General features: G+C 73.6%; 20 protein-coding genes. 9 read left to right on the top strand and 11 right to left on the bottom strand.

The features are described from left to right. Nucleotides 1-93: 93 nt before the first annotated feature. The 5 genes from GA0070613_RS05080 to deoC all read right to left on the bottom strand — a co-directional run bounded on the left by GA0070613_RS05080 (nucleotide 94) and on the right by deoC (nucleotide 4,768). Entirely contained in the window at nucleotides 94-999 is a 906-nt protein-coding gene (locus tag GA0070613_RS05080; RefSeq protein WP_089011233.1) for a M56 family metallopeptidase, read from the bottom strand. Nucleotides 1,000-1,009: 10 nt separating this feature from the next. Further along, on the bottom strand, nucleotides 1,010-1,471 hold the full coding sequence (locus GA0070613_RS05075; protein ID WP_089011232.1) for a BlaI/MecI/CopY family transcriptional regulator: 462 nt from the start codon (nucleotides 1,469-1,471) through the stop codon (nucleotides 1,010-1,012). An 83-nt stretch (nucleotides 1,472-1,554) separates the two neighbouring features. After that, nucleotides 1,555-2,379, bottom strand: a complete 825-nt coding sequence (locus GA0070613_RS05070) for an aldehyde dehydrogenase family protein (RefSeq protein ID WP_089011231.1) — start codon at nucleotides 2,377-2,379, stop codon at nucleotides 1,555-1,557. Further along, nucleotides 2,372-3,802, bottom strand: a complete 1,431-nt coding sequence (locus GA0070613_RS05065; RefSeq protein ID WP_089011230.1) for an aldehyde dehydrogenase family protein — start codon at nucleotides 3,800-3,802, stop codon at nucleotides 2,372-2,374. The genes GA0070613_RS05070 and GA0070613_RS05065 overlap by 8 nt, the downstream gene beginning before the upstream one ends. A 6-nt stretch (nucleotides 3,803-3,808) precedes the next feature. Continuing rightward, a complete protein-coding gene (gene deoC / locus GA0070613_RS05060) occupies nucleotides 3,809-4,768 on the bottom strand; it encodes a deoxyribose-phosphate aldolase (RefSeq protein ID WP_089011229.1) in 960 nt (319 codons plus the stop codon). Between the two features lie 134 nt (nucleotides 4,769-4,902). Here deoC and upp point away from each other — a divergent pair, with 134 nt between their 5' ends. Both upp and GA0070613_RS05050 read left to right on the top strand, forming a co-directional pair. After that, on the top strand, nucleotides 4,903-5,535 hold the full coding sequence (gene upp / locus GA0070613_RS05055) for a uracil phosphoribosyltransferase (protein ID WP_089011228.1): 633 nt from the start codon (nucleotides 4,903-4,905) through the stop codon (nucleotides 5,533-5,535). Nucleotides 5,536-5,633: 98 nt separating this feature from the next. Continuing rightward, complete coding sequence (locus GA0070613_RS05050) at nucleotides 5,634-6,311, top strand: GOLPH3/VPS74 family protein (RefSeq protein WP_089011227.1); 678 nt, start codon at nucleotides 5,634-5,636, stop codon at nucleotides 6,309-6,311. Nucleotides 6,312-6,414: 103 nt separating this feature from the next. On the opposite strand, the gene GA0070613_RS05045 is transcribed toward GA0070613_RS05050, so the two are convergent. Beyond that, complete coding sequence (locus tag GA0070613_RS05045) at nucleotides 6,415-8,082, bottom strand: phospho-sugar mutase (RefSeq protein ID WP_089011226.1); 1,668 nt, start codon at nucleotides 8,080-8,082, stop codon at nucleotides 6,415-6,417. 49 nt (nucleotides 8,083-8,131) lie between these two features. Further along, complete coding sequence (locus tag GA0070613_RS05040; protein WP_089011225.1) at nucleotides 8,132-10,189, bottom strand: serine/threonine-protein kinase; 2,058 nt, start codon at nucleotides 10,187-10,189, stop codon at nucleotides 8,132-8,134. Nucleotides 10,190-10,395: 206 nt separating this feature from the next. Here GA0070613_RS05040 and GA0070613_RS05035 point away from each other — a divergent pair, with 206 nt between their 5' ends. Together GA0070613_RS05035 and GA0070613_RS05030 are read left to right on the top strand one after the other, a co-directional pair. Continuing rightward, complete coding sequence (locus GA0070613_RS05035; RefSeq protein ID WP_089011224.1) at nucleotides 10,396-11,979, top strand: acyl-CoA mutase large subunit family protein; 1,584 nt, start codon at nucleotides 10,396-10,398, stop codon at nucleotides 11,977-11,979. 582 nt (nucleotides 11,980-12,561) lie between these two features. After that, on the top strand, nucleotides 12,562-13,821 hold the full coding sequence (locus tag GA0070613_RS05030; RefSeq protein ID WP_089011223.1) for an amidohydrolase: 1,260 nt from the start codon (nucleotides 12,562-12,564) through the stop codon (nucleotides 13,819-13,821). Here GA0070613_RS05030 and GA0070613_RS05025 read toward each other — a convergent pair. Beyond that, nucleotides 13,778-14,728 carry a DUF4349 domain-containing protein gene (locus tag GA0070613_RS05025; protein WP_089011222.1) on the bottom strand — a complete coding sequence of 317 codons (951 nt, stop codon included), beginning with the start codon at nucleotides 14,726-14,728 and terminating at the stop codon, nucleotides 13,778-13,780. The two genes, GA0070613_RS05030 and GA0070613_RS05025, sit on opposite strands and share 44 nt — an antisense overlap. Nucleotides 14,729-14,845: 117 nt before the next feature. On the opposite strand from GA0070613_RS05025, the gene GA0070613_RS05020 reads away from it, so the two are divergent. The 4 genes from GA0070613_RS05020 to GA0070613_RS05005 all read left to right on the top strand — a co-directional run bounded on the left by GA0070613_RS05020 (nucleotide 14,846) and on the right by GA0070613_RS05005 (nucleotide 18,337). Next, nucleotides 14,846-15,475, top strand: a complete 630-nt coding sequence (locus GA0070613_RS05020; protein ID WP_089011221.1) for an MBL fold metallo-hydrolase — start codon at nucleotides 14,846-14,848, stop codon at nucleotides 15,473-15,475. A 3-nt stretch (nucleotides 15,476-15,478) separates the two neighbouring features. After that, on the top strand, nucleotides 15,479-16,417 hold the full coding sequence (locus tag GA0070613_RS05015) for a hypothetical protein (protein WP_089011220.1): 939 nt from the start codon (nucleotides 15,479-15,481) through the stop codon (nucleotides 16,415-16,417). A gap of 61 nt (nucleotides 16,418-16,478) precedes the next feature. Next, nucleotides 16,479-17,225 carry an SCO6745 family protein gene (locus GA0070613_RS05010; RefSeq protein WP_089011219.1) on the top strand — a complete coding sequence of 249 codons (747 nt, stop codon included), beginning with the start codon at nucleotides 16,479-16,481 and terminating at the stop codon, nucleotides 17,223-17,225. A gap of 152 nt (nucleotides 17,226-17,377) precedes the next feature. Further along, a complete protein-coding gene (locus tag GA0070613_RS05005) occupies nucleotides 17,378-18,337 on the top strand; it encodes a GNAT family N-acetyltransferase (protein WP_089011218.1) in 960 nt (319 codons plus the stop codon). A 124-nt stretch (nucleotides 18,338-18,461) separates the two neighbouring features. Here GA0070613_RS05005 and GA0070613_RS05000 read toward each other — a convergent pair whose 3' ends face one another. Further along, nucleotides 18,462-18,917, bottom strand: coding sequence for a gamma-glutamylcyclotransferase (locus tag GA0070613_RS05000; protein WP_089011217.1), 456 nt, complete (start codon nucleotides 18,915-18,917; stop codon nucleotides 18,462-18,464). A 106-nt stretch (nucleotides 18,918-19,023) separates the two neighbouring features. Here GA0070613_RS05000 and GA0070613_RS04995 point away from each other — a divergent pair, with 106 nt between their 5' ends. Beyond that, the gene (locus tag GA0070613_RS04995) at nucleotides 19,024-20,427 is read left to right on the top strand and encodes an NAD(P)H-quinone dehydrogenase (RefSeq protein ID WP_089011216.1); all 1,404 of its coding nucleotides are present in this window, start codon (nucleotides 19,024-19,026) and stop codon (nucleotides 20,425-20,427) included. Here the strand turns inward: GA0070613_RS04995 and GA0070613_RS04990 are convergent. Together GA0070613_RS04990 and GA0070613_RS04985 are read right to left on the bottom strand one after the other, a co-directional pair. After that, nucleotides 20,405-21,001 carry a DUF998 domain-containing protein gene (locus tag GA0070613_RS04990; RefSeq protein ID WP_089011215.1) on the bottom strand — a complete coding sequence of 199 codons (597 nt, stop codon included), beginning with the start codon at nucleotides 20,999-21,001 and terminating at the stop codon, nucleotides 20,405-20,407. The genes GA0070613_RS04995 and GA0070613_RS04990 overlap by 23 nt on opposite strands. Before the next feature lie 116 nt (nucleotides 21,002-21,117). Further along, nucleotides 21,118-21,726 carry a DedA family protein gene (locus tag GA0070613_RS04985; RefSeq protein WP_089011214.1) on the bottom strand — a complete coding sequence of 203 codons (609 nt, stop codon included), beginning with the start codon at nucleotides 21,724-21,726 and terminating at the stop codon, nucleotides 21,118-21,120. Nucleotides 21,727-22,124 lie beyond the last annotated feature (398 nt).

Genomic DNA, 22,124 nt, shown 5'->3' with positions numbered 1-22,124 from the left:
TACGCATATCTACTACGCCATGTAGTAGTAAACCTTACGACGGACCGTAGTGGTCCGGCGCGCGGGGTCGCCAGGAAGTGGATCGGACCCCGGTCAGCTCAGAAAGAGGGAGATCGGCAGGGCGACCAGGGTGGTCGCCACGGCCAGCGCGGTCGCGCCGAGCAGCCGGGGCGTGCGGTCGGCGACCAGCAGCCGTTGCACCCGGACGTCCAGGTCGCGGTCCCCCACGCCGAGGGCGCCGGCCGGGGTGATCCGGTCGCCGCAGGCGGCGAAACGACGCAGCGCGCCGGCCAGCGGGGCCTCGGCGTGCAGTTCGCGGGCCTTGTCGTCGGCCCGCATCTCGACCAGCAGGGCCACCCGCTCGTGCGCGTCGCGGACCCAGCGGAACCAGGGCAGCGCCCGGCAGAGCGCGGTGAACGGCAGCAGCACCAGGTCGTGCCTCTCCTGCGCGTGCGCCCGCTCGTGGGTGAGCACCGCCGCCAGCTCGGCCCGGTCGAGCAGGCTCAGCGTCCCGGCGCTGACCACCACCCGCGGCTTCACCCCGGGCAGGCAGTACGCCGCCGCGCTCGGGTGGTCGAGCACCAGCGCTCCGGGCGCCGTGGGGTCGCGGCGGGCGACCAGGGTGAGCAGGTCGCGGTGCCGGCGCTGGGCGCGAACGGTCGCGTGGATGCTGCGGGCGGTCGTGGTGACCAGCACCGCACCGATGCCGAAGCCGACCCCGACCAGTCCGAGGTGCACGGCGCCCAGTCCGGCCGGGAGGGTGCCGTGGATCAGGTCGGTGGCGAGCGCCAGCAGGGCGCTGCCGGTCGGCCGGTCGTACGGGGCCAGGCCGAGCGCCATCGGCACGCCCATCGCGGAGAGGCCGAGCGCCAGTCCGACCGCCTGCCAGCACACGATGGCGACCCGGGGGGCTGCCCACGTCCAGGTCGACTGGGAGAGGACCTGCGCGGTGAGATAGCAGGCCAGCATCGACGCGGCGAAGTGCAGGGCGTACGGCACGGCGGCCGCCCTACCGGTCCGTCGCCTCGTCGACGCGCCGCGGCCGGTCGGCCCAGGGGTCGTCGACCCGGTCGGTCAGCCCGGCCTGGCGGTCGGCGGGCCGGGCCAGCCCCGCCTCGGCGCCCAGGGCGGCCCGGAGCACCTCGGCCTCGGTGCCGGTGACCGAGCGGGCGAAGCGCACCAGCGCGGCATCCCGGCTGCCACCGAGGTCGAGCGCGTCGAGCATGAGCTGGGCGATGTGCGCCTCGCGGCTGGCGGCGGCCCGGTAGCGCCAGGCCCGCCCCTCCCGCTCGCGCTGCACCATGCCCTTGCCGGCGAGCCGGTCCAGCACGGTCATCACCGTCGTGTAGGCCAGCTCACGCCCGTCCAGCGCGTCCGCGACCTCCCGCACGGTCACCCCACCGGACGTGGCGGGCACCAAGTCCCACAACACGTCCATCACCGCACGCTCAAGATCGCCCAACCGAGTCACGCCGCAATCCTACCCCGCGTAGTAGAGCCCTCCCAGGGCAGCACCCCTGAGCTGAACCCTCGCCGCGGACCGGGGACGAGACCTCACACCCCCTTGGGATGCCAGACCGTCTTCGTCTCCAGCAGCGTGGTCATCCGGGCCAGGCCCGGGTCCGCGAACCAGTCGTGGTCGACCGGCGCCGGCCGGAGCACCCGCTTCAGGTTCTCCGCCGCCTTGACCTCCAGCTCGGCCGCCAGCTCAGCGTCGGCCACCCCGGTCAGGTCGATCGCGTTGACGTCCATGTGCGCGGCCAGCGTCGGCACGGTCTCCGACAGGCGACCGGTGAGGATGTTGACCACGCCGCCAGGCAGGTCGGAGGTGGCCAGCACCTCGGCGAGGGTCACCGCCGCGAGCGGCTGCGCCGGCGAGGCCGCCACCACCACCGTGTTGCCGGTCACGATCGCCGGGGCGATCACGCTGACCAGGCCGAGCAGGGCCGGCGCCTCGGGGGCGACCACGGCCACCACGCCGGTCGGCTCGGGCGCCGACAGGTTGAAGTACGGCCCGGCGACCGGGTTCGCGCCGCCGTACACCTGGGCCAGCTTGTCCGACCAGCCGGCGTACCAGACCCAGCGGTCGATGGCCGCGTCGACCTCGTCCGCCGACGAGCCGAGCGCGACGAACTGCTCGCGCCGGCCCTCCAGCATCTCGGCGACCCGGTAGAGGATCTGACCCCGGTTGTACGCGGTCGCCCCGGCCCAGCCCTTCACGGCGGCGCGGGCGGCGACGACCGCGTCCCGGGCGTCCTTGCGGGAGGAGAGGGCGACGTTGGAGTCCTGCACGATGTACGACCGTCCCGACTCGCTGCGTGGGAACTTCCCGCCGATGAAGAGCTTGTACGTCTTGCGTACCGCGACCCGCTCAGACATTGAGGTAGCCCTCCAGCCCGTGCCGGCCGCCCTCGCGACCGTAGCCCGACTCCTTGTACCCGCCGAACGGCGAGGTGGGGTCGAACTTGTTGAACGTGTTGGCCCAGACCACGCCGGCGCGGAGCCGGTCGGCCATCCAGAGGATCCGGGAGCCCTTGTCGGTCCAGATCCCGGCCGACAGCCCGTACGGCGTGTTGTTCGCCTTCTCCACGGCCTCGGCCGGGGTGCGGAAGGTGAGCACCGACAGCACCGGGCCGAAGATCTCCTCCCGGGCGATCCGGTGCGCCTGGGTGACCCCGGTGAAGATCGTCGGCGCGAACCAGAAGCCCCGGTCGGGCAGCTCGCACGGCGGCGACCAGCGCTCGGCGCCCTCGGCGGAGCCGGCGTCGGAGAGCTCGCGGATCCGCGCCAGCTGGGCGGCCGAGTTGATCGCGCCGATGTCGGTGTTCTTGTCCAGCGGGTCGCCGACCCGCAGCTGGGCCATCCGCCGCTTCAGCGACTCCAGCACCCGGTCGGCGACCGACTCCTGGACCAGCAGCCGGGAGCCGGCGCAGCAGACGTGCCCCTGGTTGAAGAAGATGCCGTTGACGATCCCCTCGACGGCCTGGTCGATCGGGGCGTCGTCGAAGACGACGTTGGCGGCCTTGCCGCCGAGCTCCAGGGTGAGCTTCTTGCGGGTGCCGGCGACCGACCGGGCGATCGCGCGGCCGACCTCGGTGGAGCCGGTGAAGGCGACCTTGTCCACGCCCGGGTGCTCGACCAGGGCACGGCCGGTGTCGCCGGCGCCGGTGACGATGTTGACCACGCCGGCCGGCAGGTCGGCCTGCTGGCAGATCTCGGCGAACAGCAGCGCGGTCAGCGGGGTGGTCTCGGCCGGCTTCAGCACCACCGTGTTGCCGGCGGCGAGGGCCGGGGCGATCTTCCAGGCCAGCATCAGCAGCGGAAAGTTCCACGGGATGACCTGCGCCGCGACGCCGAGCGGCCGCGCGTTCGGCCCGAAGCCCGCGTGCTCCAGCTTGTCGGCCCAGCCGGCGTAGTAGAAGAAGTGCGCGGCGACCAGCGGCACGTCGACGTCGCGGGACTCCTTGATCGGCTTGCCGTTGTCCAGCGACTCCAGCACGGCCAGCTCGCGGGAGCGCTCCTGGATGATCCGAGCGATCCGGAACAGGTACTTGGCCCGGTCGCGGCCCGGCATCGGACCCCAGACCTTGTCGTACGCCTCCCGGGCGGCACGGACCGCGCGGTCCACGTCCTGGCTGCCGGCCTCGGCGACCTCCGCGAGGACCTCCTCGGAGGCCGGGTTGATCGACTTGAAGCTGCCGCCGTCGGTGGGGTCGACGAATTCCCCGTTGATGAACAGCCCGTAGGAGGCTTTCAGATCCACCACCGAGCGGGACTCGGGGGCGGGCGCGTATTCGAACATCGGCTCTCAGTCCAGGGTGAAGTAGTCGGGACCGGAGTAGACGCCGGTCGTCAGTTTGGTGCGCTGCATGAGCAGGTCGTTCAGCAGGCTGGACGCGCCGAACCGGAACCAGTCCGGGTCCAGCCAGTCCGCGCCGACGGTCTCGTTGACCATGACCAGGTACTTGATCGCGTCCTTGGTGGTCCGGATGCCGCCGGCCGGCTTCACGCCGACCTGCCGTCCGGTGGCGGCGCGGAAGTCGCGGACCGCCTCCAGCATCACCAGGGTCACCGGCATCGTCGCGGCGATCGGGACCTTGCCGGTGGAGGTCTTGATGAAGTCGCCGCCGGCCAGCATGGCCAGCCAGGAGGCCCGGCGCACGTTGTCGTAGGTGGCCAGCTCGCTGGTCTCCAGGATCACCTTGAGATGGGCGGCCCCGCAGGCCTCCTTGGTGGCCACGATCTCGTCGTAGACCTCCTTGTAGCGTCCGGCCAGGAACGTGCCCCGGTTGATCACCATGTCGATCTCGTCGGCGCCGGCCTCGACGGCTGCCCGGACGTCCGCCAGCTTGATCTCCAGCGGCGCCTGGCCGGACGGGAAGGCGGTCGCCACGCTGGCCAGGTGCACGCCGCTGCCGCGCAGCACCTCGGCCACGTACGGGACCATCGAGGGGTAGACGCAGACCGCGCCGACGTGCGGGCAGGACGGGTCCGCCGGGTCGGGGCGAACCGCCTTGGCGGCGAGCGCCCGCACCTTGCCGGGGGTGTCCGCTCCTTCGAGGGTGGTCAGGTCGACCATTCGGATCGCCAGGTCGATGGCCTGGGCCTTGGCGGTGGTCTTGATGGAGCGGGTGCCGAGCTGTGCCGCCCGCTGCTCCGCGCCCACCTGGTCCACGCCGGGCAGGCCGTGCAGGAAGGTCCGCAGAGCGGTCTCGGATCGTCCCAGCTCGGAGAGGTCCGACCGGGCCGACGTCGCTGTCGCCGTCATGCCTCGAATACTACGCATCCGCGCGTCGAGTGATCTTGGTCACCTGGACACCGTCGGCGGCGCCGCGTGAGCGGCGTCGCTGGTCAGCCGGCACCCGCAGTGCCGACGCGCGCGGACCGGTAGGTTGAGCGATCGTGGACGTACACGTCATTGACCACCCGCTCGCCCAGTCGCGGCTGACCGCCATGCGGGACGCCCGGACCGACTCGTCGACATTCCGGGCCGCGCTGCACGAACTCACCACCATGCTGGTGTACGAGGCCGCGCGCTCCTTCCCGGTCGAGAAGTACCCGATCCAGACCCCGGTCACCAACGCCGAGGGCACCCGGCTGGCCAACCCGCCGCTGCTGGTGCCGGTGCTGCGGGCCGGCCTCGGCATGGCCGACGCCGCGCTCGGCCTGCTGCCGGAGTCCTCGATGGGCTTCGTCGGGCTGGCCCGTGACGAGCGGACGTACGAGCCGCGCGCGTACATGGAGTCACTGCCCCGCGACCTGACCGGCCTGCCGGTGCTGGTGCTCGACCCGATGCTGGCCACCGGCGGCTCGCTGGAGCACGGCTGCCGGCTGCTCGCCGACCGCGGCTGCACCGACATCACGGTGCTCTGCGTGCTGGCCGCCCCGGCCGGCATCGAACGGCTGAAGAAGTCGGGCCTGCCGCTGCGCCTGGTCACCGCCTCGATCGACGAGGGCCTCAACGACCGGATGTTCATCGTCCCCGGCCTCGGTGACGCGGGCGACCGCCAGTTCGGCGGCATGCCCCGCTTCTGACCGGACCGGTCGGCCCGCCGATGACCCGGCGGGCCGGACGGGTCGACCGGGCGAGTTGCCGTGCGGGGGGATGCGGACAACCGCTACCGTCTCGGGCCATGACTGGTGTTGCGCTCGCCGAAGAGTTGCTGCTCCTCGCCTATGACGACGAAACCGGCAAGGCGACCATGCCGCGGATCAGCCTCGACCTCGGGATGGCCGCCGCGGTGCTGATCGAGCTGGCCCTGGCCGGCCGGATCGCGTACGCCGAGGGTTCCCTGGCGGTGACCGACCCGGCGCCCACCGGCGTGCCGGTCGCCGACGAGGTCCTCGCCCGGATCGCCGCCGACACCCCGCACACGCCGTCCTCCTGGGTGCAGCGGCTGCGGCACGGCCTGCGCGACCGGATCCTCGGCGACCTGTGCGGCCAGGGCGTGGTCCGGGACGTCGACGAGACCGAGCTGGGCTTCATCCACGTGCACCGCTACCCGGTGGCGGACGCCTCGGTGGAGGTGGACATCCGCCGCCGGCTGGCCGAGGCGCTGACCAACGGGCAGCTGCCGGACGAGCGGACCGCCGCACTCGCCACCCTGGTGGCCGTGCTGCGGATGGAGCCGGCGCTGGGGTTGACCGGCGACGAGGCCCGGGACGCCCGCCGCCGGCTGGAGGAGATCGCCGGCAGCGCCGGCTTCTCCGGCAACGTGAGCCTGGACGACTCCGTGGTCCGCCCCTCGGTCGGCCTGGTCGTCGCCGCCCTGGGCAAAGCCGTCGACGCCGCCCTGGGCAAGCGCGCCTGACCCTCGGCGGGCGGGCGGCGTCGGCCCTCCGGCGGGCGCCGCGGACGCCGGCACGGCGCGGTGGGAGTGGTCCCGGGCGCCGCGACGGCGCCCGGGACCGCCGTCAGACGCCGAGGGCGGTGGCAATCTCGCTGCGGAGCGCCGAGATCGCGGCGGCCGCACGCTGCCGGGCCCCGGGCACGTCGGCGTCCGCGACCGGCTCCACCACCTCCAGGTACGCCTTCAGCTTCGGCTCGGTGCCCGAGGGGCGGATCACCACCCGGGCCGCGTCGGTGTGCAGGATCACCACGTCGGCCTCGGGCAGCAGGTCCGTCGCCTCGGTGACCGGGTGCCCGAGCAGGCTCGTCGGGGTGGCCGCCCGGATTCGGGTCATCATCTCGGCGATCACCCGCAGGTCCTCCACCCGCACCGAGAGCTGGTCGGTGTGGTGCACCCCGAACTCGGCGGCCAGCTCGTCGAGCCGGTCGGTGAGCGTGCGGCCCTGCGCCTTCAGGCCGGCGGCCAGCTCGGCGACGGTCAGCGCGGCGGTGATCCCGTCCTTGTCGCGGACGTGCTCCGGCGCCACGCAGTAGCCGAGCGCCTCCTCGTACCCGAAGACCAGCGGCTCCGCCCCGCCACCGGCCCGGACGATCCACTTGAACCCGGTCAGCGTCTCGTCGTACGGCAGGCCCCGGGCCACGCACATCGCCCGGAGCAGGGACGACGACACGATGGTGGTGGCGTACAGGCCGGTCACGCCCCGGCGCATCAGGTGGTCGGCGAGCAGCGCGCCCACCTCGTCCCCGCGCAGCATCCGCCAGCCGGCGGAATCGTCGCGGATGGCCACCGCACAGCGGTCGGCGTCCGGGTCGTTGGCGATCGCGAGGTCGGCACCCGTCGAGTCGGCCAGCGCGACCAGCCGGTCCACCGCGCCCGGCTCCTCCGGGTTGGGGAAGCCCACCGTCGGGAAGGCCGGGTCCGGCTCGGCCTGGTCGGGCACCACCCCCGGCACCGGGAAGCCGGCCCGGGCGAAGGCGGCGGTCAGCACCGCCCCGCCCACCCCGTGCAGCGGCGTGTACGCCACCTTCAGGTCCCGGGGGCCGTCCGGGTCGATCACCGCGGCGGCCCGCTCCACGTACGACGCGACGAGGTCGTCGCCGAGCACCTCGCCGGCCGGGCCGAGCGGCACCTGCGCCAGCGGACCGACCGCCCGGATCGCCGCCTCGATGCCGGCGTCGGCCGGCGGCACGATCTGCGCGCCCGCGCCGAGTTCCCCGCCGAGCTGCGCGCCCAGGTAGACCTTGTAGCCGTTGTCCTGCGGCGGGTTGTGGCTGGCGGTGACCATCACCCCGGCCACCGCGCCGAGGGCCCGCACCGCGTACGCGAGCACCGGCGTGGGCAGCGGCCGGGGCAGCAGCAGCGCGGGACGCCCCGCCCCGGTGGCCACCTGCGCGGTGCGCTCGGCGAAGGCCCGGGAACCGTACCGGGCGTCGTACCCGATCACCAGCGGACCGGTCCCGCCCTGGGCGGCGAGCCAGCCGACCAACCCCGCGGCGGCCTGGGTGACCACCGCGAGGTTCATCCCGTTCGGGCCGGCGCGCAGCGGGCCGCGCAGCCCGGCGGTGCCGAAGGTCAGCGGCCCGGCGAACCGGTCGGCGAGCTCCGGCGCGCTGGCCGGCAGCCCGTCGAGGACCATCCGCAGCTCATCCCGGCTGGTCGGGTCGGGGTCGTCGTCGAGCCACCGCCGGGCCTGCTCGCGAAGTTCGTCAAAGTCAGTGGTTTCCGCCGCCATTGCCTCTTGATAGCACGGCGGCGGATCACCACTGTCCGTTGCCCTCGACTCAGTTGGCTCCGCTGAACTGGAACGAGTTCGCCATCGCGTCGAAGATCGGCCGGCTCGCGGCGAACTCGGCATCGTTGGCGGTCAGGTAGAACGAGTAGACCTTGCCGTCCTTCACCGCTCCGCGCCACACGCCGTGCCGCTTGGTCGCGCCGTCGCCGCAGGTGTACTCGAACTCGGCCGCCGGCTCGCCGGCGAGCTCCTGCTGCTGGGACATCGAGAGCTGGTTGTAGGGCTCGGCGCAGGACTTGCTCTTGTCCCGGAGGTTCCGCGAGGCGAATTGCGCCCAGCTGGCCGAGGTGCCGCTCCACGCCTCGGCGAGGATCCGCACCTTGCGCCCGCTGTCCTGTGGGTCGACGTAGTCGACGAAGACCCCGCCGGTCTTCCGCTCCCAACCCTTCGGCACCTGGACGGTGACGCCCTTGGCCGAGTGCTCCTGCATCTCCACGCCCGGCCCGGCCGGCGCGGTGGCGCTCGGCAGTGACGTGACGATCTGCCGGTTCGGCTCGCCGTCGCCGCTGAACAGCACGACCGCGCCGATCAGCAGCAGCACCGCCAGCCCGCCGGCCGCGGCGAGCTGCATCTTGCGCGGCCAGCCCTTCACGGCGCCGACCACCTTGCCGCCGGCGCCCTTCAGCGCGCCATCCGAGCCGGAACCGCCGGACGCGTCGGCCGGCGAGGTCCACGGCTGCCCGGTGCCCGGCACCGACCACTGGCCGCCGCCGTACACGGGCTGGGTGGCCTCGAGGGCGCGGCCGTACACCGGCTGGGTGGCGTCCGGGTGGCCGGTGCCGATCCGCTGGGTGGCCTCCGGCGCCGCGTGGCCGAGGCGCCGGGTGGCGTCGGGGGAGATCCGCTGGGTCGCGTCCGGGGTGCCGTATGCGGTGCCGCCGCGCCCCGGGGTGGGCATCGCCCCGGTCGGCGTGTGCAGCGGACCGGCCAGGGCGTCCGCGCTGGTCTCGTCGAGCGCGGCGCCGCTCCCGCCGGCCGGCTCGGCGCGCTCGCCCCCGCGCAGGGCGGCGAGCCGGTCGGTCAGCGACTCGCCCGGCCCGATCATGGCCCGGCCGCCGATCTGGCCGCTCGGCTTCGGCTCCGGCGCGGCCGGGGGCGGCGGCGCGGACGGCCGCTGCACCGGCACCACGGCGTACGGGTCGGTGACCGAGTTGACCGCGGTCGCGGTGCTGGTCAGCGGGCCGGCGAGCAGCTCGCGGAGCATCGCCCGCGCGGTGTGCACGTCCAGCCGGCGGGCCGGGTCCTTCTCCAGCAGCCCCATCAGCACCCGGGTCAGCGGGCCGCTGCGCTGCGGCGTGGCCGGCGGGTCCTCGACCACGGAGTGCATGGTCTCGATCGGGTCGCCCTTGTCGAACGGCGGACGCCCCTCCACCGCGGTGTAGAGCGTGACGCCCAACGAGAAGAGGTCGCTCGGCGGTCCGAACTCCTGGCCCATCGCCCGTTCCGGCGAGATGAAGTGCGGTGAGCCGAGCACCATGCCGGGGGTGGTGAGCTGCACGTCGGTGGGCATCCGGGCCACCCCGAAGTCGGTCAGCACGCAGCGACCGTCGGAGCAGATCAGCACGTTGGCCGGCTTGACGTCCCGGTGCAGCACGCCGATCGCGTGCGCCACCTCCAGGGCGCCGAGCAGGGCGATGCCGATCTTGGCGACCGCGCGGGGCGCCACCGGCCCGTCCTCGATGACCATGTCGGCGAGGCTGCGGGCGTCCAGCAGCTCCATCACGATCCACGGCCGGCCACCCTCGGTGACCACGTCGTACACCTGCACCACGGCGGGGTGCTGGATCGCGGCGGCGGCGCGGGCCTCGCGCAGGGTCCGTTCGTACATCGCGTCGCGGTCGCTCGGGGCCAACCCGGGCGGGAGGACGACCTCCTTGACCGCCACGTCGCGGCGGAGCAGCGTGTCTGTGGCGCGCCAGACCGTGCCCATGCCGCCGTTGCCCACCGGGGACCGCAGCGAGTAGCGACCACCGATGGTGGTGCCGGGTGCCGCACGTCCGTTGGGGGGACTGACTGGTCCGCCGCTCCACGTCGGGATCTGAGTCACAGAAAAGCCACCGGGGGATATCGAGGGGGGCTGGGACACAACCCCCCTATCTTGCTGGTTCCGACGGCCGATGCGAAACCCGACGCGGCCGACGTTTACCAACTCGACGGTATGTGGCCAGGTGTTCACCTGTCGTCGATCTGCGTTGACCTGGGTGTGCGGTATCCCTCACCCACCGACGTCCCGGCGCGTCCTACCATCCGGTGATGAGCGAACGGCGGTCAAGCGAGTCCGGTTTCCCGATCAAGGGCGTCTACACGGCGGCCGACCTCCCCGGGGAGCTGGCGGACCGGCTGGGCGCGCCGGGCGAGTACCCGTACACCCGCGGGGTCTACCCGACCATGTACACCTCCCGTCCGTGGACCATGCGGCAGTACGCCGGCTTCGGCACCGCCACCGAGTCCAACGCGCGCTACCACCAGTTGTTGCGGGCCGGCACCATGGGCCTCTCCGTCGCCTTCGACCTGCCCACCCAGATGGGATACGACTCCGACGACCCGATCGCGCACGGCGAGGTGGGCAAGGTCGGCGTGGCCATCGACTCCATCGAGGACATGCGGCTGCTCTTCGACGGCATCCCGCTGGACAAGGTCTCCACCTCGATGACCATCAACGCGCCCGGCTCGGTGCTGCTCCTGCTCTACCAGCTCGTCGCCGAGGAGAACGGGGTCGCCGGCGGCGCGCTCAACGGCACCATCCAGAACGACATCCTCAAGGAGTACATCGCCCGGGGGACGTACATCTTCCCGCCGAAGCCCTCGTTGCGGCTGGTCGCCGACACCTTCGCGTACTGCCGCAAGGAGGTGCCGAAGTGGAACACCATCTCCATCTCCGGCTACCACATGGCGGAGGCCGGCGCGACGCCCGCGCAGGAGATCGCCTTCACGCTGGCCAACGGGGTCGAGTACGTCCGGGCGGCGCTGGCGGCCGGGCTGGCCGTGGACGACTTCGCGCCTCGGCTGTCGTTCTTCTTCGTCGCCCGGACCACCCTGATCGAGGAGGTCGCCAAGTTCCGCGCGGCCCGACGGATCTGGGCCCGGCTGATGCGCGACGAGTTCGGGGCGAAGGACCCGAAGTCGATGATGCTGCGGTTCCACACCCAGACCGCGGGCGTGCAGCTCACCGCCCAGCAGCCGGAGGTCAACCTGGTCCGGGTGGCGATCCAGGGGCTCGGCGCGGTGCTCGGCGGCACCCAGTCGCTGCACACCAACAGCTTCGACGAGGCGATCGCGCTGCCCACCGAGAAGGCGGCCCGGCTGGCCCTGCGTACCCAGCAGGTGCTGGCGTACGAGACGGACCTGACCGCCACCGTGGACCCGTTCGCCGGGTCGTACGTGGTGGAGGCGATGACCGCCGAGATCGAGGCGGCGGCGACCGAGCTGATGGAGCGTGTGGCCGACCACGGCTCGGCGGTGGACGCGATCGAGGCCGGCTTCCAGAAGCGCGAGATCGAGCAGTCGGCGTACCGGATCGCGCAGGAGATCGACTCCGGCGAGCGGGTGGTGGTCGGGCTCAACCGGTTCCAGATCGACGAGGAGGAGCCGTACGAGCCGCTGCGGGTGGACCCGGCGATCGAGGCGGCCCAGGCGGAGCGGCTGGCGAAGCTCCGCGCCGAGCGGGACAACGGCGCGGTCGAGCGGGCCCTGACCGAGCTGCGCGAGGCCGCCGAGGGCTCCGCGAACGTGCTCTACCCGATGAAGGAGGCGCTGCGGGCCCGCGCCACGGTGGGCGAGGTCTGCGGCACGCTGCGCGCGGTGTGGGGCATGTACCGGCCCAGCGACCGCTTCTGATCCTCGTCAGCGCTTCCGAGCTGCGAAAACGGGCGTCGCCGAAGGTCGTCGAGCGGCGCTACAGTCGGTGTTCTCCGCGGAGCGGAGGCGCGGTGCGGACCTCCCGGGCGACGTCGCCCGGCCCGTCCGCCCGGCCCCGGGGCAGTGGGGCCCGCCGCCCGCGTGAGTGTGCGGATCGGGAATGCGGGTAAACCCGGTCGGGTGATCGGGACGGACAGCCTGTGCGGTCGCGTACCGGCCGATCATGTCACCGTCGGGAGTCGTTCGGCCCCCGAGCGTCGTCGGCTAATTGTCGGAGCGGCAGTTAATTGTCGCGACTAATGCGACAATTCGGAACGACGGCCCGGGTTTTCGTGACCGCCGAAACGGTTACGCGTTGTAGGAGGTGGGGGGCAGATGACGGCGTTCGACCGCGATCTACCTGCTGTCCCGCAGATATTCGAGCCCTCTCACCAGGGCATTCGTGACGCTGTGCGGTCCGATCGCTACGGGAAAGATGTTGCCCAGCGTCACCGCCGGAGGTCTAGGCTGTCTGCTGTCCTCCCCGATGATCCATCCATCTCTAGTGATCGAGAATTCGACGTGACGAGTGCGTTGACGCTGCCCACCAGCGGCCAGCTGGCGTCGTCCTGGCCGGAGGCGCCATCCGGGTCCCAGCCCCTGCCCTTCGAGCTCGACCATCTGCTCGCCCTCCGGGTACCCGGCCTCATCGCCACCCGGCGTCACATCCACTCCCACCCGGAGCTCTCCGGCGAGGAGTTCGAGACGGCGGCCCTGATCGCCCGGGAACTCTCCCTGGCCGGGCTGAACCCGCGCCTGCTGCCCAAGGGCAACGGCGTCATCTGCGACATCGACGGGCGGCCGGACGGCCCGGTGGTCGCGCTCCGCGCCGACATCGACGCGCTGCCGCTGACCGACCCGAAGGACGTGCCGTACCGGTCCACCGTGGCCGGCGTCTGCCACGCCTGTGGCCACGACGTGCACACCTCCGTGATGCTCGGCGTCGGCATGCTGCTGGCCCAGCTCGCCGACCTGGGTCAGCTCGACGGCCGGGTCCGGCTGATCTTCCAGCCGGCCGAGGAGATCCTGCCCTGCGGCTCTCTGGAGGTCATCGAGGCCGGCGGCCTCGACGACGTCGTGCAGATCTTCGCCGTGCACTGCGACCCGAACCTGCCGGTGGGCAGGGTCGGCCTGCGGGTCGGCCCGATCACCGCCGCGGCCGACAACGTCACCGTCCGGCTCACCGGGCCGGGTGGGCACACCGCCCGCCCGCACCTGACCGTCGACCTGGTCGACGCGCTCGGCCGGCTGGTCACCGAGGTGCCCGCCCTGGTCAGCCGCCGGGTGCCGGCCAACAGCGGGCTGCTGCTGGTGTTCGGCCACGCCTCGGCCGGCACCCGTTACAACGTCATCCCGTCCGAGGCCTGCGCCGCCGGCACCCTGCGGGTGATGGACCGCGACACCTGGGAGCAGGCCCCGAAGATCGTCGCTCAGGTGGTCCGGGACGTCATCGCCCCCACCGGCGCGACGGTCGACCTGGAATACCTGCGCGGCCGCCCGCCCGTCAGCAACGACGCCCGGGCCATCGGGGTGCTGACCGCCGCGACCGCCGCCGCGCTCGGCCCCGAGGGGATCGCGGAGACCCCACAGAGCATGGGCGGCGAGGACTTCTCCTGGTACCTGGAGCACGTGCCCGGCGCGCTCGCCCGCCTCGGCGTCGGCCGGGCCGGTCCCAACGTGGACCTGCACCGGGCCTCGTTCGACGTGGACGAGCGGGCCATCCCGGCCGGCGTACGCCTCATGGTGCAGACCGCGTTGCGGGCACTGGCGGCGGCGCGGTAGGACCACCCGGCTGGCCGGCCGGCGGCGTCGGCCCGGCCGGCGGCGTCCGCCGCCGGCGGCGGCGCAGCACCCGGATCAGCAGGGCCACCGGTACGCCGACCGCCACCAGCCACGGCAGCAGCGCGCCGAGCACGGTGAGCAGCACGGTCACCGAGGCGACGAAGACCTGCCAGCCGCCCCGCAGCCCGACCAGGAACCCGATGTCGGTCTGCTCCTCCTCGGTGGAGGCGTCCGTCCCGACGAACGTCACCGTGATGGTGGAGAGCGCGGTCAGGTCGGCCAGCCGGCGCTTCTTCGCCTCCAGCGAGGCGAGGTCGGCCTCCCGCCGCCCCAGCTCGTTCTCCAGGTTCACCAGCTCGCTCGTCGAGGTCGCCCGGTCCAGCAGCTTGCGGGCGCTCTCCACCCGGGCCCGCTGGCTGGTGATCCGGGCGTCCAGGTCGACCGTCTCCTCGGTGACGTCCTGGGTGTGCACCTCGCGCCGCTGCTGCCGGCCGAGCTTCGCCAGCTCGTCGACCACCGCGGTGAACTTCGCCGCCGGCACCCGCAGCTCCAGCTCGGCCCGCGCGTCCGCCGACTCGCTGCGGCGCTGGTCGCCGCCGACGAACCCGCCCGCCGCGCTCGCCGTGGCGATCGCCTCCCGGGCGGCCCGCTCCACGTCGTCCACCCGCACCTGCATCGTTCCGGTGTAGATGATCGACCGCTGGTCGACCCGCAGGTCCGGCGCGCCCGCGCCGGCCTGGCCCGGCGCCGCCTCGCCGCGGTCGGCCGCGCCCCCGGCCGGCGCCTGCGCCGCCGAACCGTTGTCACTCGTCGCGTCGCCCGCGCTGCAACCCCCCGCGAACAGCACCGCGACCAGGCCCACCGCCGCCAGGGGTACGCCCCGACGCCCTTTTCCTCGTACGCTCATCCCCGCCCCGATCCTCACGGCCCCGCATCGGGGCGATACGTCGGACGCGGCGCGGTGCCGCGCCGGTTCCGGCAGACTGCGCTCAGGACGTCACGATTCGATAATCGAGGAGTCACGATGCAGGTCACCAAGTACGCCCACTCCTGTGTCCGGGTGGAGCACGACGGGGGAGTGCTCGTCGTCGACCCCGGCGTGTTCAGCGAGCCCGAGGCGTTGGACGGGGCGGACGCGGTGCTGATCACCCACCAGCACCCGGACCACGTGAACCCGGAGACGCTCGCCCGGGCGCTGGAGCGTCGGCCGTTCACCGTCAACGGTCCGGCCTCGCTCGCCGGCGTCCTCGGTGACGCGGCCGAGGCGCTGACCGTGGTCGCGCCGGGGGAGTCGTTCACCGCCGCCGGGGTGGCGGTCCGCGCGTACGGCGGCCAGCACGCCGTCATCCACCCCGACATCCCCGTGGTCGAGAACCTGGGCTACCTGATCAACGACGTGGTCTACCACCCGGGGGACTCGCTGGTCGTTCCCGAGGAGGTCCAGGTGGACACCCTCTTCGCGCCGATCCACGCGCCCTGGTCGAAGTTTTCCGAGGTGGTCGACTTCATCCGGGCGGTCGCCCCGCGCCGCGCGTACGCGCTGCACGACGGCCTGCTCAACAGCACCGGGTTCGCCGTGCTCGACCGCCAGTACAAGACGCTGTCGAACACCGAGTACCAGCGGCTCGAACCGGGCTCCCGGTTCGACGCCTGACCCGTGGCCGGCCCCTCCCGAGAGCTGATCCAGCGGCTCTACGCGACGCCGCCGGACCGGTTCGTCGCGGCCCGGGACGCCGCCGTCGAAGAGGCGCGCCGGGCCGGTGACCGGGCCGCCGCCCGGGAGATCGCCCGGCTGCGCCGGCCCACCGTGGCGGCCTGGCTGATCAACCTGCTGGCCATCCGCCGGCCCGAGCTGGTGGCCGACCTGGCGCAGCTCGCCGACGCGCTCCGCGCCGCCCAGCGCGACCTGCGCGGCGGCAAGCTTCGCGAGCTGTCCGCGCAGCGCCGGGCCGTGGTCGGTGCCCTGGTGGCCGAGGTACGCAAACTCGCCGCCGAGACCGGGGACGCCCCGCCGGCCGGGAAGCTGCCGCTGGCCGAGGTCGAGGCGACCCTCAACGCGGCGCTCTCCGACCCCGAGGTGGCCGAGCAGGTCCGCTCCGGCCGACTGCTCCGGGCCACCAGCTACGCCGGCTTCGGCGAGGTGCCCCGCCCCCAGCTGCGACTGGTCACCGGGGGCGCTGAGGAGCCCGCCGTACCGGACCGGGCGGCCGAGCGGGCCGAGACCCGGCGGGCGCGGGACGAACGGGCGGCGGAACGGGCCGCCCGGGCCGAGCGGGCGAAACGCCGCCGGGCGCTGGACCGCGAACTGGCCCGGGCCCGGGCCGACCAGGAACGCGCCGAGGCGGAGCTGACCGGCGCGGTGCGGTCCGCCCAGGACGGCGCGGCCGAGCTGGACCGGATCGAGACCGAACTCGCCGAGCTGGAGCGCCGGCGGGCCGTCGCCGAGCAGGAGCTGAGCCGCGCCAAGCTGGCCCGTCGCGCCGCCGAGCGGGCGGTCACCGCCGCCCGCCGGCGCACCGGCGAGGTCGAGGGCGCGGTGGAGGCGCTGGACGCCGAAGAGGGGGATGCCGCCGGCGGCGGTCAGGAGGCAGACTGACCGAGATGGACGACCACGGTGGACGGACGGTGTCCGCGCCTCCCGCTGCGGTGTCCGGCGCATGACCCCCGAGCAGGTCGCCGCCGCCAGCAAGCCGCTGGTGCTGGAGCTCGGGGAGGCGTTCCGGCGCTGCCCGGGGACCCTGCGCCGGGCCCGCCTGCTCGGCATCTCCGGCTGGGCGTTCTACATCACCGGCCGGGCCGGCGCGCTCGGCGACGTAGGCGCCGAGACGGTCGCCGCCGCCCTCGGTTTCATCGCCCCCGACGCGGTCGCCGACGGCTGGGACGCCGCGGCCCGTACCATCCGACCGGTGGAGGTGGCCGCGGCGAACCTGGCCGAGTGCTGCCGCTGGGGCGCCCAGCATCTCGGCGACGCGCCGGGGGTGGCCCGGCTGGTCGGGCTGCTGGAGCGGGTCGTCGACGCGGCGGAGGCCAGCGGGACGCCGCTCTTCGCCGCCTGGCGCGCCATGCCGGTGCCGGACCGGTCGCCCGGGGCCCGGACGGCCGTCGGGCTGCTCCTGCTCCGCGAGCACTTCGCCGGGGCGTACCTGCTCGCCGTCCGGGCGGCGGGGATGACCCCGCTGGAGGCGGTCCTGGCCGGGCCGGAGGGCGAGGCGGGCGCCGCCGCCTGCGGCTGGCCGCCGCCGTACCCGCCGGTGGGGCCGCTGGTCCGGCGGCGGCTCTGGGCCGAGGCGGTGACCGACCGGTTGGCCTCGACCGCGTTCCGGGCGCTCGGCCCGGGGGAGGGGGCGGAGCTGCTCGACCTGCTCACCGCCACCCGGCTGCACCTGCGCGGTTCCGCCGGCTGAGGGGGCGCGGCGCCGCCTGCTCGGTTCAGCGAGAGCGCTTCCGGTACCGGACCTGCCAGCTGAGCAACCCGGCGGCCGGTGGCGTCAGCGGCCGCCGGCCCTCGGCGAAAATCGGCGGCGCGGTCGGCGGGCGGGCTGCCAGGATCTGCGGCGTGACGCTTCCCGCCGGCTGGACCGCCCGCCGACCCACCCTGGATGACGTACCGGCGATCCTGGCGGTGGTGCACGCCGCCGACACCTTCGCCATCGGGTACCCCGACTTCTCGGCCGAGGACGTGGCGGAGTGCCTGACCGCGCCGTACGTCGATCCGGCCGCCGACTCCTGGCTCGGCCTCGATCCGGACGGCACGGTGGTCGCCTGGGCGATCATCGACAACCCGACCGGCGTGGGGCGGGAGTTCGTCGAGGTGTACGTCGATCCCGACCAGGGCCGGCCGCTGCGCGGCCCGCTGCTCGCCCGGCAGCTGGACCGGGTCGGCGAGCGGGCCGCCGAGCGGGGCCTGCCGGCGCTCGCCGTCCGCTGCGCGGTCTACGAGCCGGAGACGGAGTGGTTGGCGATCCTCCTCGACGCCGGGTTCACCCTGGCCAAGCGGTACGTCCGGATGAGCCGGTCGTTGGCCGGCGTGCCCGCCGAGCCTCCCGCCCCGCCGGCCGGTGTCACGGTCCGGCCGGTACGCCGCGACGACGACGCCGACCTGCGGACCTTCCACGGGATCTACGACACGGCGTTCCGGGACACCCCGGACTACGAGCCGCTTGACTATGAACGATGGCGGGCCCGAATCGGCGACGGCAACGCCTGGGACGAGTGGTTCGTGGCCGAGGTGGACGGGGAGCCGGCTGGCATCCTGCAGTCCTCCGACCAAGCGCTCGACCAGGACCAGGGCTGGGTCAAGAACGTGGCGGTGCTACCCATGCGACGGCGTCGGGGGGTCGGCGCAGCACTGCTCGGCCACGCCTTCGCGAGGTACGCGGCCAAGGGCCGGGCGAGCGCGGGGCTCGGGGTCGACTTGGCCAACCCGACCGTCCCGATGTCGCTGTACCGCTCGGTCGGGCTGCGCGACGTACGCATCGTCGACATGTACCAGGTGGTCGTCCCGGCCGCCGGCTGATCTCTTCCCGCCCGGCCCGTTCCGGCCCCGACTGGGTCACCACGGTGTGTGATAGGCGACCCGGTCCGGGGTCGGCGGCCGGTCGGGGCGACGGCCGGAGCAGACTGGAGGCGTGCGATACGCGCTACGCCGACGCGGTGCCGGTGGGGCGGGACCGCAGGTCGGTGACGTAGTCGTCCGGCGCGCCCGCCTTCTCGGCCGCGTTCGCGATCTCCGACAGGTACCACGACGTCGGCAGGCCGCCCTCGTACCCGTCGAAGACGTAGACCCAGGCGGTCACGTCCCCGTCCAGGGTCGAGACGCGGACGGTGAGCTTGCGGTACGTCCCGGCGGCCACGCCCTCGAGCTCGTCGAGCTGGGCGGCGTCGTACGGGTGGATGTCGTAGAGCGCCACGAAGACCCGGTCACCCGGGGACTCGACCACGGTGCTGACCGAGCCCTCCCAGCCGATGACGTCCTCGCCCGCGAAGGTGAGCCGCCAGCCCTCCAGCCAGCCGGTGCCCACCATCGGCGAATGCGGGCAGTAGGCGCGCATCCGGGCGGGGTCGAGGTTTGAGCCGTAAGCGGCGTAATGACGCACGGCGATGACGATAGCCCGGCCGGCGGGTGGGGGAGAATACGACGGTGCGTGTCGAGCGCGTTGGGAAGAAGAAAGTCACTGTGAGCACTGACGAGGGGCGAGCGCTGTGAGCCAGATCGTGATCATCGGCGGGGGGCCGGCCGGGTACGAGGCGGCGCTGGTCGCCGCCCAGCTCGACGCCGATGTCACCGTGGTGGAGGCGGAGGGGGCCGGCGGCGCCTGCGTGCTCTCCGACTGCGTCCCGTCGAAGACCTTCATCGCCAGCTCAGAGGTGGTGACCGGCTACCGGGACACCGAGGAGTTCGGGGTGCACTCCGACGGGCTGGAGGCGGTCACCGTCGACGCCCGAACGGTGCACGAGCGGGTGAAGCGGCTCGCGCTGGCCCAGTCCGCCGACATCCACGCCAAGCTGATCAAGGCCGGGGTGGAGTTCGTCGCCGGCGTCGCCCGGCTCGGCGAGGACACCCTCGGTCACACCCACCGGGTGGTCGTGACCCCGGCCGACGGCGCCGAGGAGTACTCCATCGCCGCCTCCACCGTGCTGGTCGCCACCGGTGCGACCCCACGCCAGCTCCCCACCGCCGTGCCGGACGGCGAGCGCATCCTGACCTGGCGCCAGGTGTACGACCTGCCGGAGCTGCCCGAGCACCTGATCGTGGTCGGTTCCGGCGTGACCGGCGCCGAGTTCGCCTCCGCCTACCTGGCCATGGGCGTCGAGGTCACCCTGGTCTCCAGCCGGGACCGGGTGATGCCGCACGAGGACGCCGACGCGGCGATGGCGATCGAGCGGGTGTTCCGCAACCGGGGCATGAGCATCCTCAACAACTCCCGGGCGAACGCGGTCCGGCGGACCGAGGACGGCGTCGAGGTCGAGCTCTCCGACGGTCGCAAGGTGTACGGCACGCACGCGCTGATCGCCGTCGGCTCGATCCCGAACACCGCCAACCTGGGCCTCGCCGAGTACGGCGTGGAGCTGGCCCGGGGCGGCTACGTCACCGTCGACCGGGTGTCCCGGACCAACGTCCCCGGCGTCTACGCCGCCGGCGACTGCACCGGCGTGCTGCCGCTGGCCAGCGTCGCGGCCATGCAGGGCCGGATCGCGATGTGGCACGCGCTCGGCGAGGCGGTCCGGCCACTGCGGCTGCGTACCGTCGCGGCGAACGTCTTCACCGATCCGGAGCTGGCCACCGTCGGCGTCTCGCAGGACGAGGTGGACGCCGGCAAGACCCCGGCGCGCCAGGTGATGCTGCCGCTGTCGGGCAACGCCCGGGCGAAGATGGACGACCTGGCCGACGGTTTCGTCAAGCTCTTCTGCCGCCCGGCCAGCGGCCAGGTGATCGGCGGCGTGGTGGTGGCCCCCAAGGCCAGTGAGCTGATCCTCCCGATCACCATGGCGGTGGAGAACAACCTCACGGTGAACGAGCTGGCCCAGACCATCACCATCTACCCGAGCCTCTCCGGCTCGATCACCGAGGCCGCCCGCCAGCTCATGCTCCACGAACTGGAGTGACGGCCGCGCAGCTCGCCGCGACCACGGCGAGCAGGCCGACCTCGGTGAGGATCAGCAGCCGTTCGGCGAGGCCGATCAGCACCCGGTCGCCGGGGTAGGCGGACCAGACCATGGCCGCGGCAAACGCCAGGCTGGTCAGGGCGAGGGCACGCAGCCAGGGGGCGGCCCGGCCCTGGTGCCGGGCGAGCAGCCAGCCGGCGAGCGGCAGGGCGAGGAAGGCGACCACCGAGGCGTACCGGTGCAGGTAGGCGGCGGTGTCCATGGGCGCACCCGGCTCGTTGGTCGGCACCAGCGCGGCGACCACCAGTCCGGCGGTCCACGCCGCGAGTAGAACCTCCGCCGGCCGACCCGCCCCGACCCGGGGGAGGACCGGGATCAGAACCGCGGTGGCCGCGGCGAGCACCGCCATGGCCGCGTCGATGACCCCGCCCCGGTCGGAGACGGCGAAGTCGCTGACGGTCAGCGACCACGGGTCCAGGTCGTCGTTCACCTCGAGATGACCGAGTACGGCGAGCGCCGCCGCCAGGGCGATCCCGCCGAGGGCGAGCAGCGCGCGGGTCCGAATTCCAGGCATGCCCCAGCCTGTCGCCGCAGGCACCCGAAGCGGATCCGGGACCGCCACCGACATCGATCCCGGGGTCGCCCCCTAGAGGACATGGCTCACGACCTCGCCGGCCTCCGCGATGGCGGTCAGTCGACCGGGACCTCGGGGCGGCTGTTGCGGGCGCTGATCGCGGTCATCGCCCAGCCGGCGCCCGCGAACCCGGCCGCCGCCGCGCCGCCGATCAGCGCCAGCCGCCAGGCCGACTGGGTCAGCGCGGTCCCGCCCAGGTGCCCGACCAGGGTCCCGTACGTCGCCCAGCCGGCCGCCGCGGCGGCCTCGTAGAGCAGGAAGAGCCGGTACGGGTAGCGGCTGCGCCCGGCGGAGAAGCAGGCCGCCATCCGGCCGCCCGGCACGAACCGGCAGAGCAGGATCACCAGTGGTCCCGGTTCGCGCAGCCCCCGGGTGACCCGGCCGGCCATCCGGCGGGCCCGGCCAGGCATGGCGTGCCGGGCCTCCCGGCGGTCCGGGGCGCCGCGCCCGATCAGGTAGCAGGCCAGGTCGCCGGCGAAGACGCCGAGCGCGCCGACGGCGATGGTGAGCGGCAGGCTCAGCCCGCCGTAGACGGTCAGCGCGCCGCTGGTGATCATGACTACCTGGGTCGGGATGACCGGTACGAAGGCGTCGGCGACCAGCAGCGCCAGCAGCACGAGGTACGCCCACGTAGGCGACGCGACGTCAGTGATGAGTTCGGGCACGACTGCCACCTCGCCGGTTTCCCCCGATTGCCTGCACCGAGCCTGACGGCGTGTCCGGCGTCACCGGGCGTGGCCCTGGCCGGTGGTGACCCCTGACGCGGCAGGACCACTGAATGACAACGAGACGGCGACGCCCGATGTGACGGGACGTCGGCGTGGCGCGCGGCGCGACGGCGGGCGGCGGATCCGCCTTCGTCGGCGTACCGTTGTCGGCGCGCGGCCCCACGGACGTCGGGTCCCCCGTTCCTGACGACCGGGCCGCCGCGGGTCGCCGGCAGGTCCCGTGCCGGCGACCCGCCCCCTCTCCGCGTGCGGGCATCCCCGCGACGGCGCCACGAAATCCGGATGCGCGACCCGTCGAGGCGGACGTACCGTCGCCGCATGCGCAGCGCGGTGGT

The sequence above is a fragment of the Micromonospora inositola genome, assembly GCF_900090285.1.
In the GTDB taxonomy this organism is placed as follows: domain Bacteria; phylum Actinomycetota; class Actinomycetes; order Mycobacteriales; family Micromonosporaceae; genus Micromonospora; species Micromonospora inositola.
Note: the sequence above shows the minus strand (reverse complement) of the source record. Positions and strands in the feature narration are given on the sequence as shown.

Bases quoted from the DNA above. Each gene is read 5' to 3' on its own strand.
- GA0070613_RS05070 (WP_089011231.1), bottom strand. From the start codon at position 2,379: ATGTCTGAGCGGGTCGCGGTACGCAAGACGTACAAGCTCTTCATCGGC.
- GA0070613_RS05065 (WP_089011230.1), bottom strand. From the start codon at position 3,802: ATGTTCGAATACGCGCCCGCCCCCGAGTCCCGCTCGGTGGTGGATCTG.
- deoC (WP_089011229.1), bottom strand. From the start codon at position 4,768: ATGACGGCGACAGCGACGTCGGCCCGGTCGGACCTCTCCGAGCTGGGA.
- GA0070613_RS05050 (WP_089011227.1), top strand. From the start codon at position 5,634: ATGACTGGTGTTGCGCTCGCCGAAGAGTTGCTGCTCCTCGCCTATGAC.
- GA0070613_RS05045 (WP_089011226.1), bottom strand. From the start codon at position 8,082: ATGGCGGCGGAAACCACTGACTTTGACGAACTTCGCGAGCAGGCCCGG.
- GA0070613_RS05035 (WP_089011224.1), top strand. From the start codon at position 10,396: ATGAGCGAACGGCGGTCAAGCGAGTCCGGTTTCCCGATCAAGGGCGTC.
- GA0070613_RS05025 (WP_089011222.1), bottom strand. From the start codon at position 14,728: ATGAGCGTACGAGGAAAAGGGCGTCGGGGCGTACCCCTGGCGGCGGTG.
- GA0070613_RS05020 (WP_089011221.1), top strand. From the start codon at position 14,846: ATGCAGGTCACCAAGTACGCCCACTCCTGTGTCCGGGTGGAGCACGAC.
- GA0070613_RS05010 (WP_089011219.1), top strand. From the start codon at position 16,479: ATGACCCCCGAGCAGGTCGCCGCCGCCAGCAAGCCGCTGGTGCTGGAG.
- GA0070613_RS04990 (WP_089011215.1), bottom strand. From the start codon at position 21,001: ATGCCTGGAATTCGGACCCGCGCGCTGCTCGCCCTCGGCGGGATCGCC.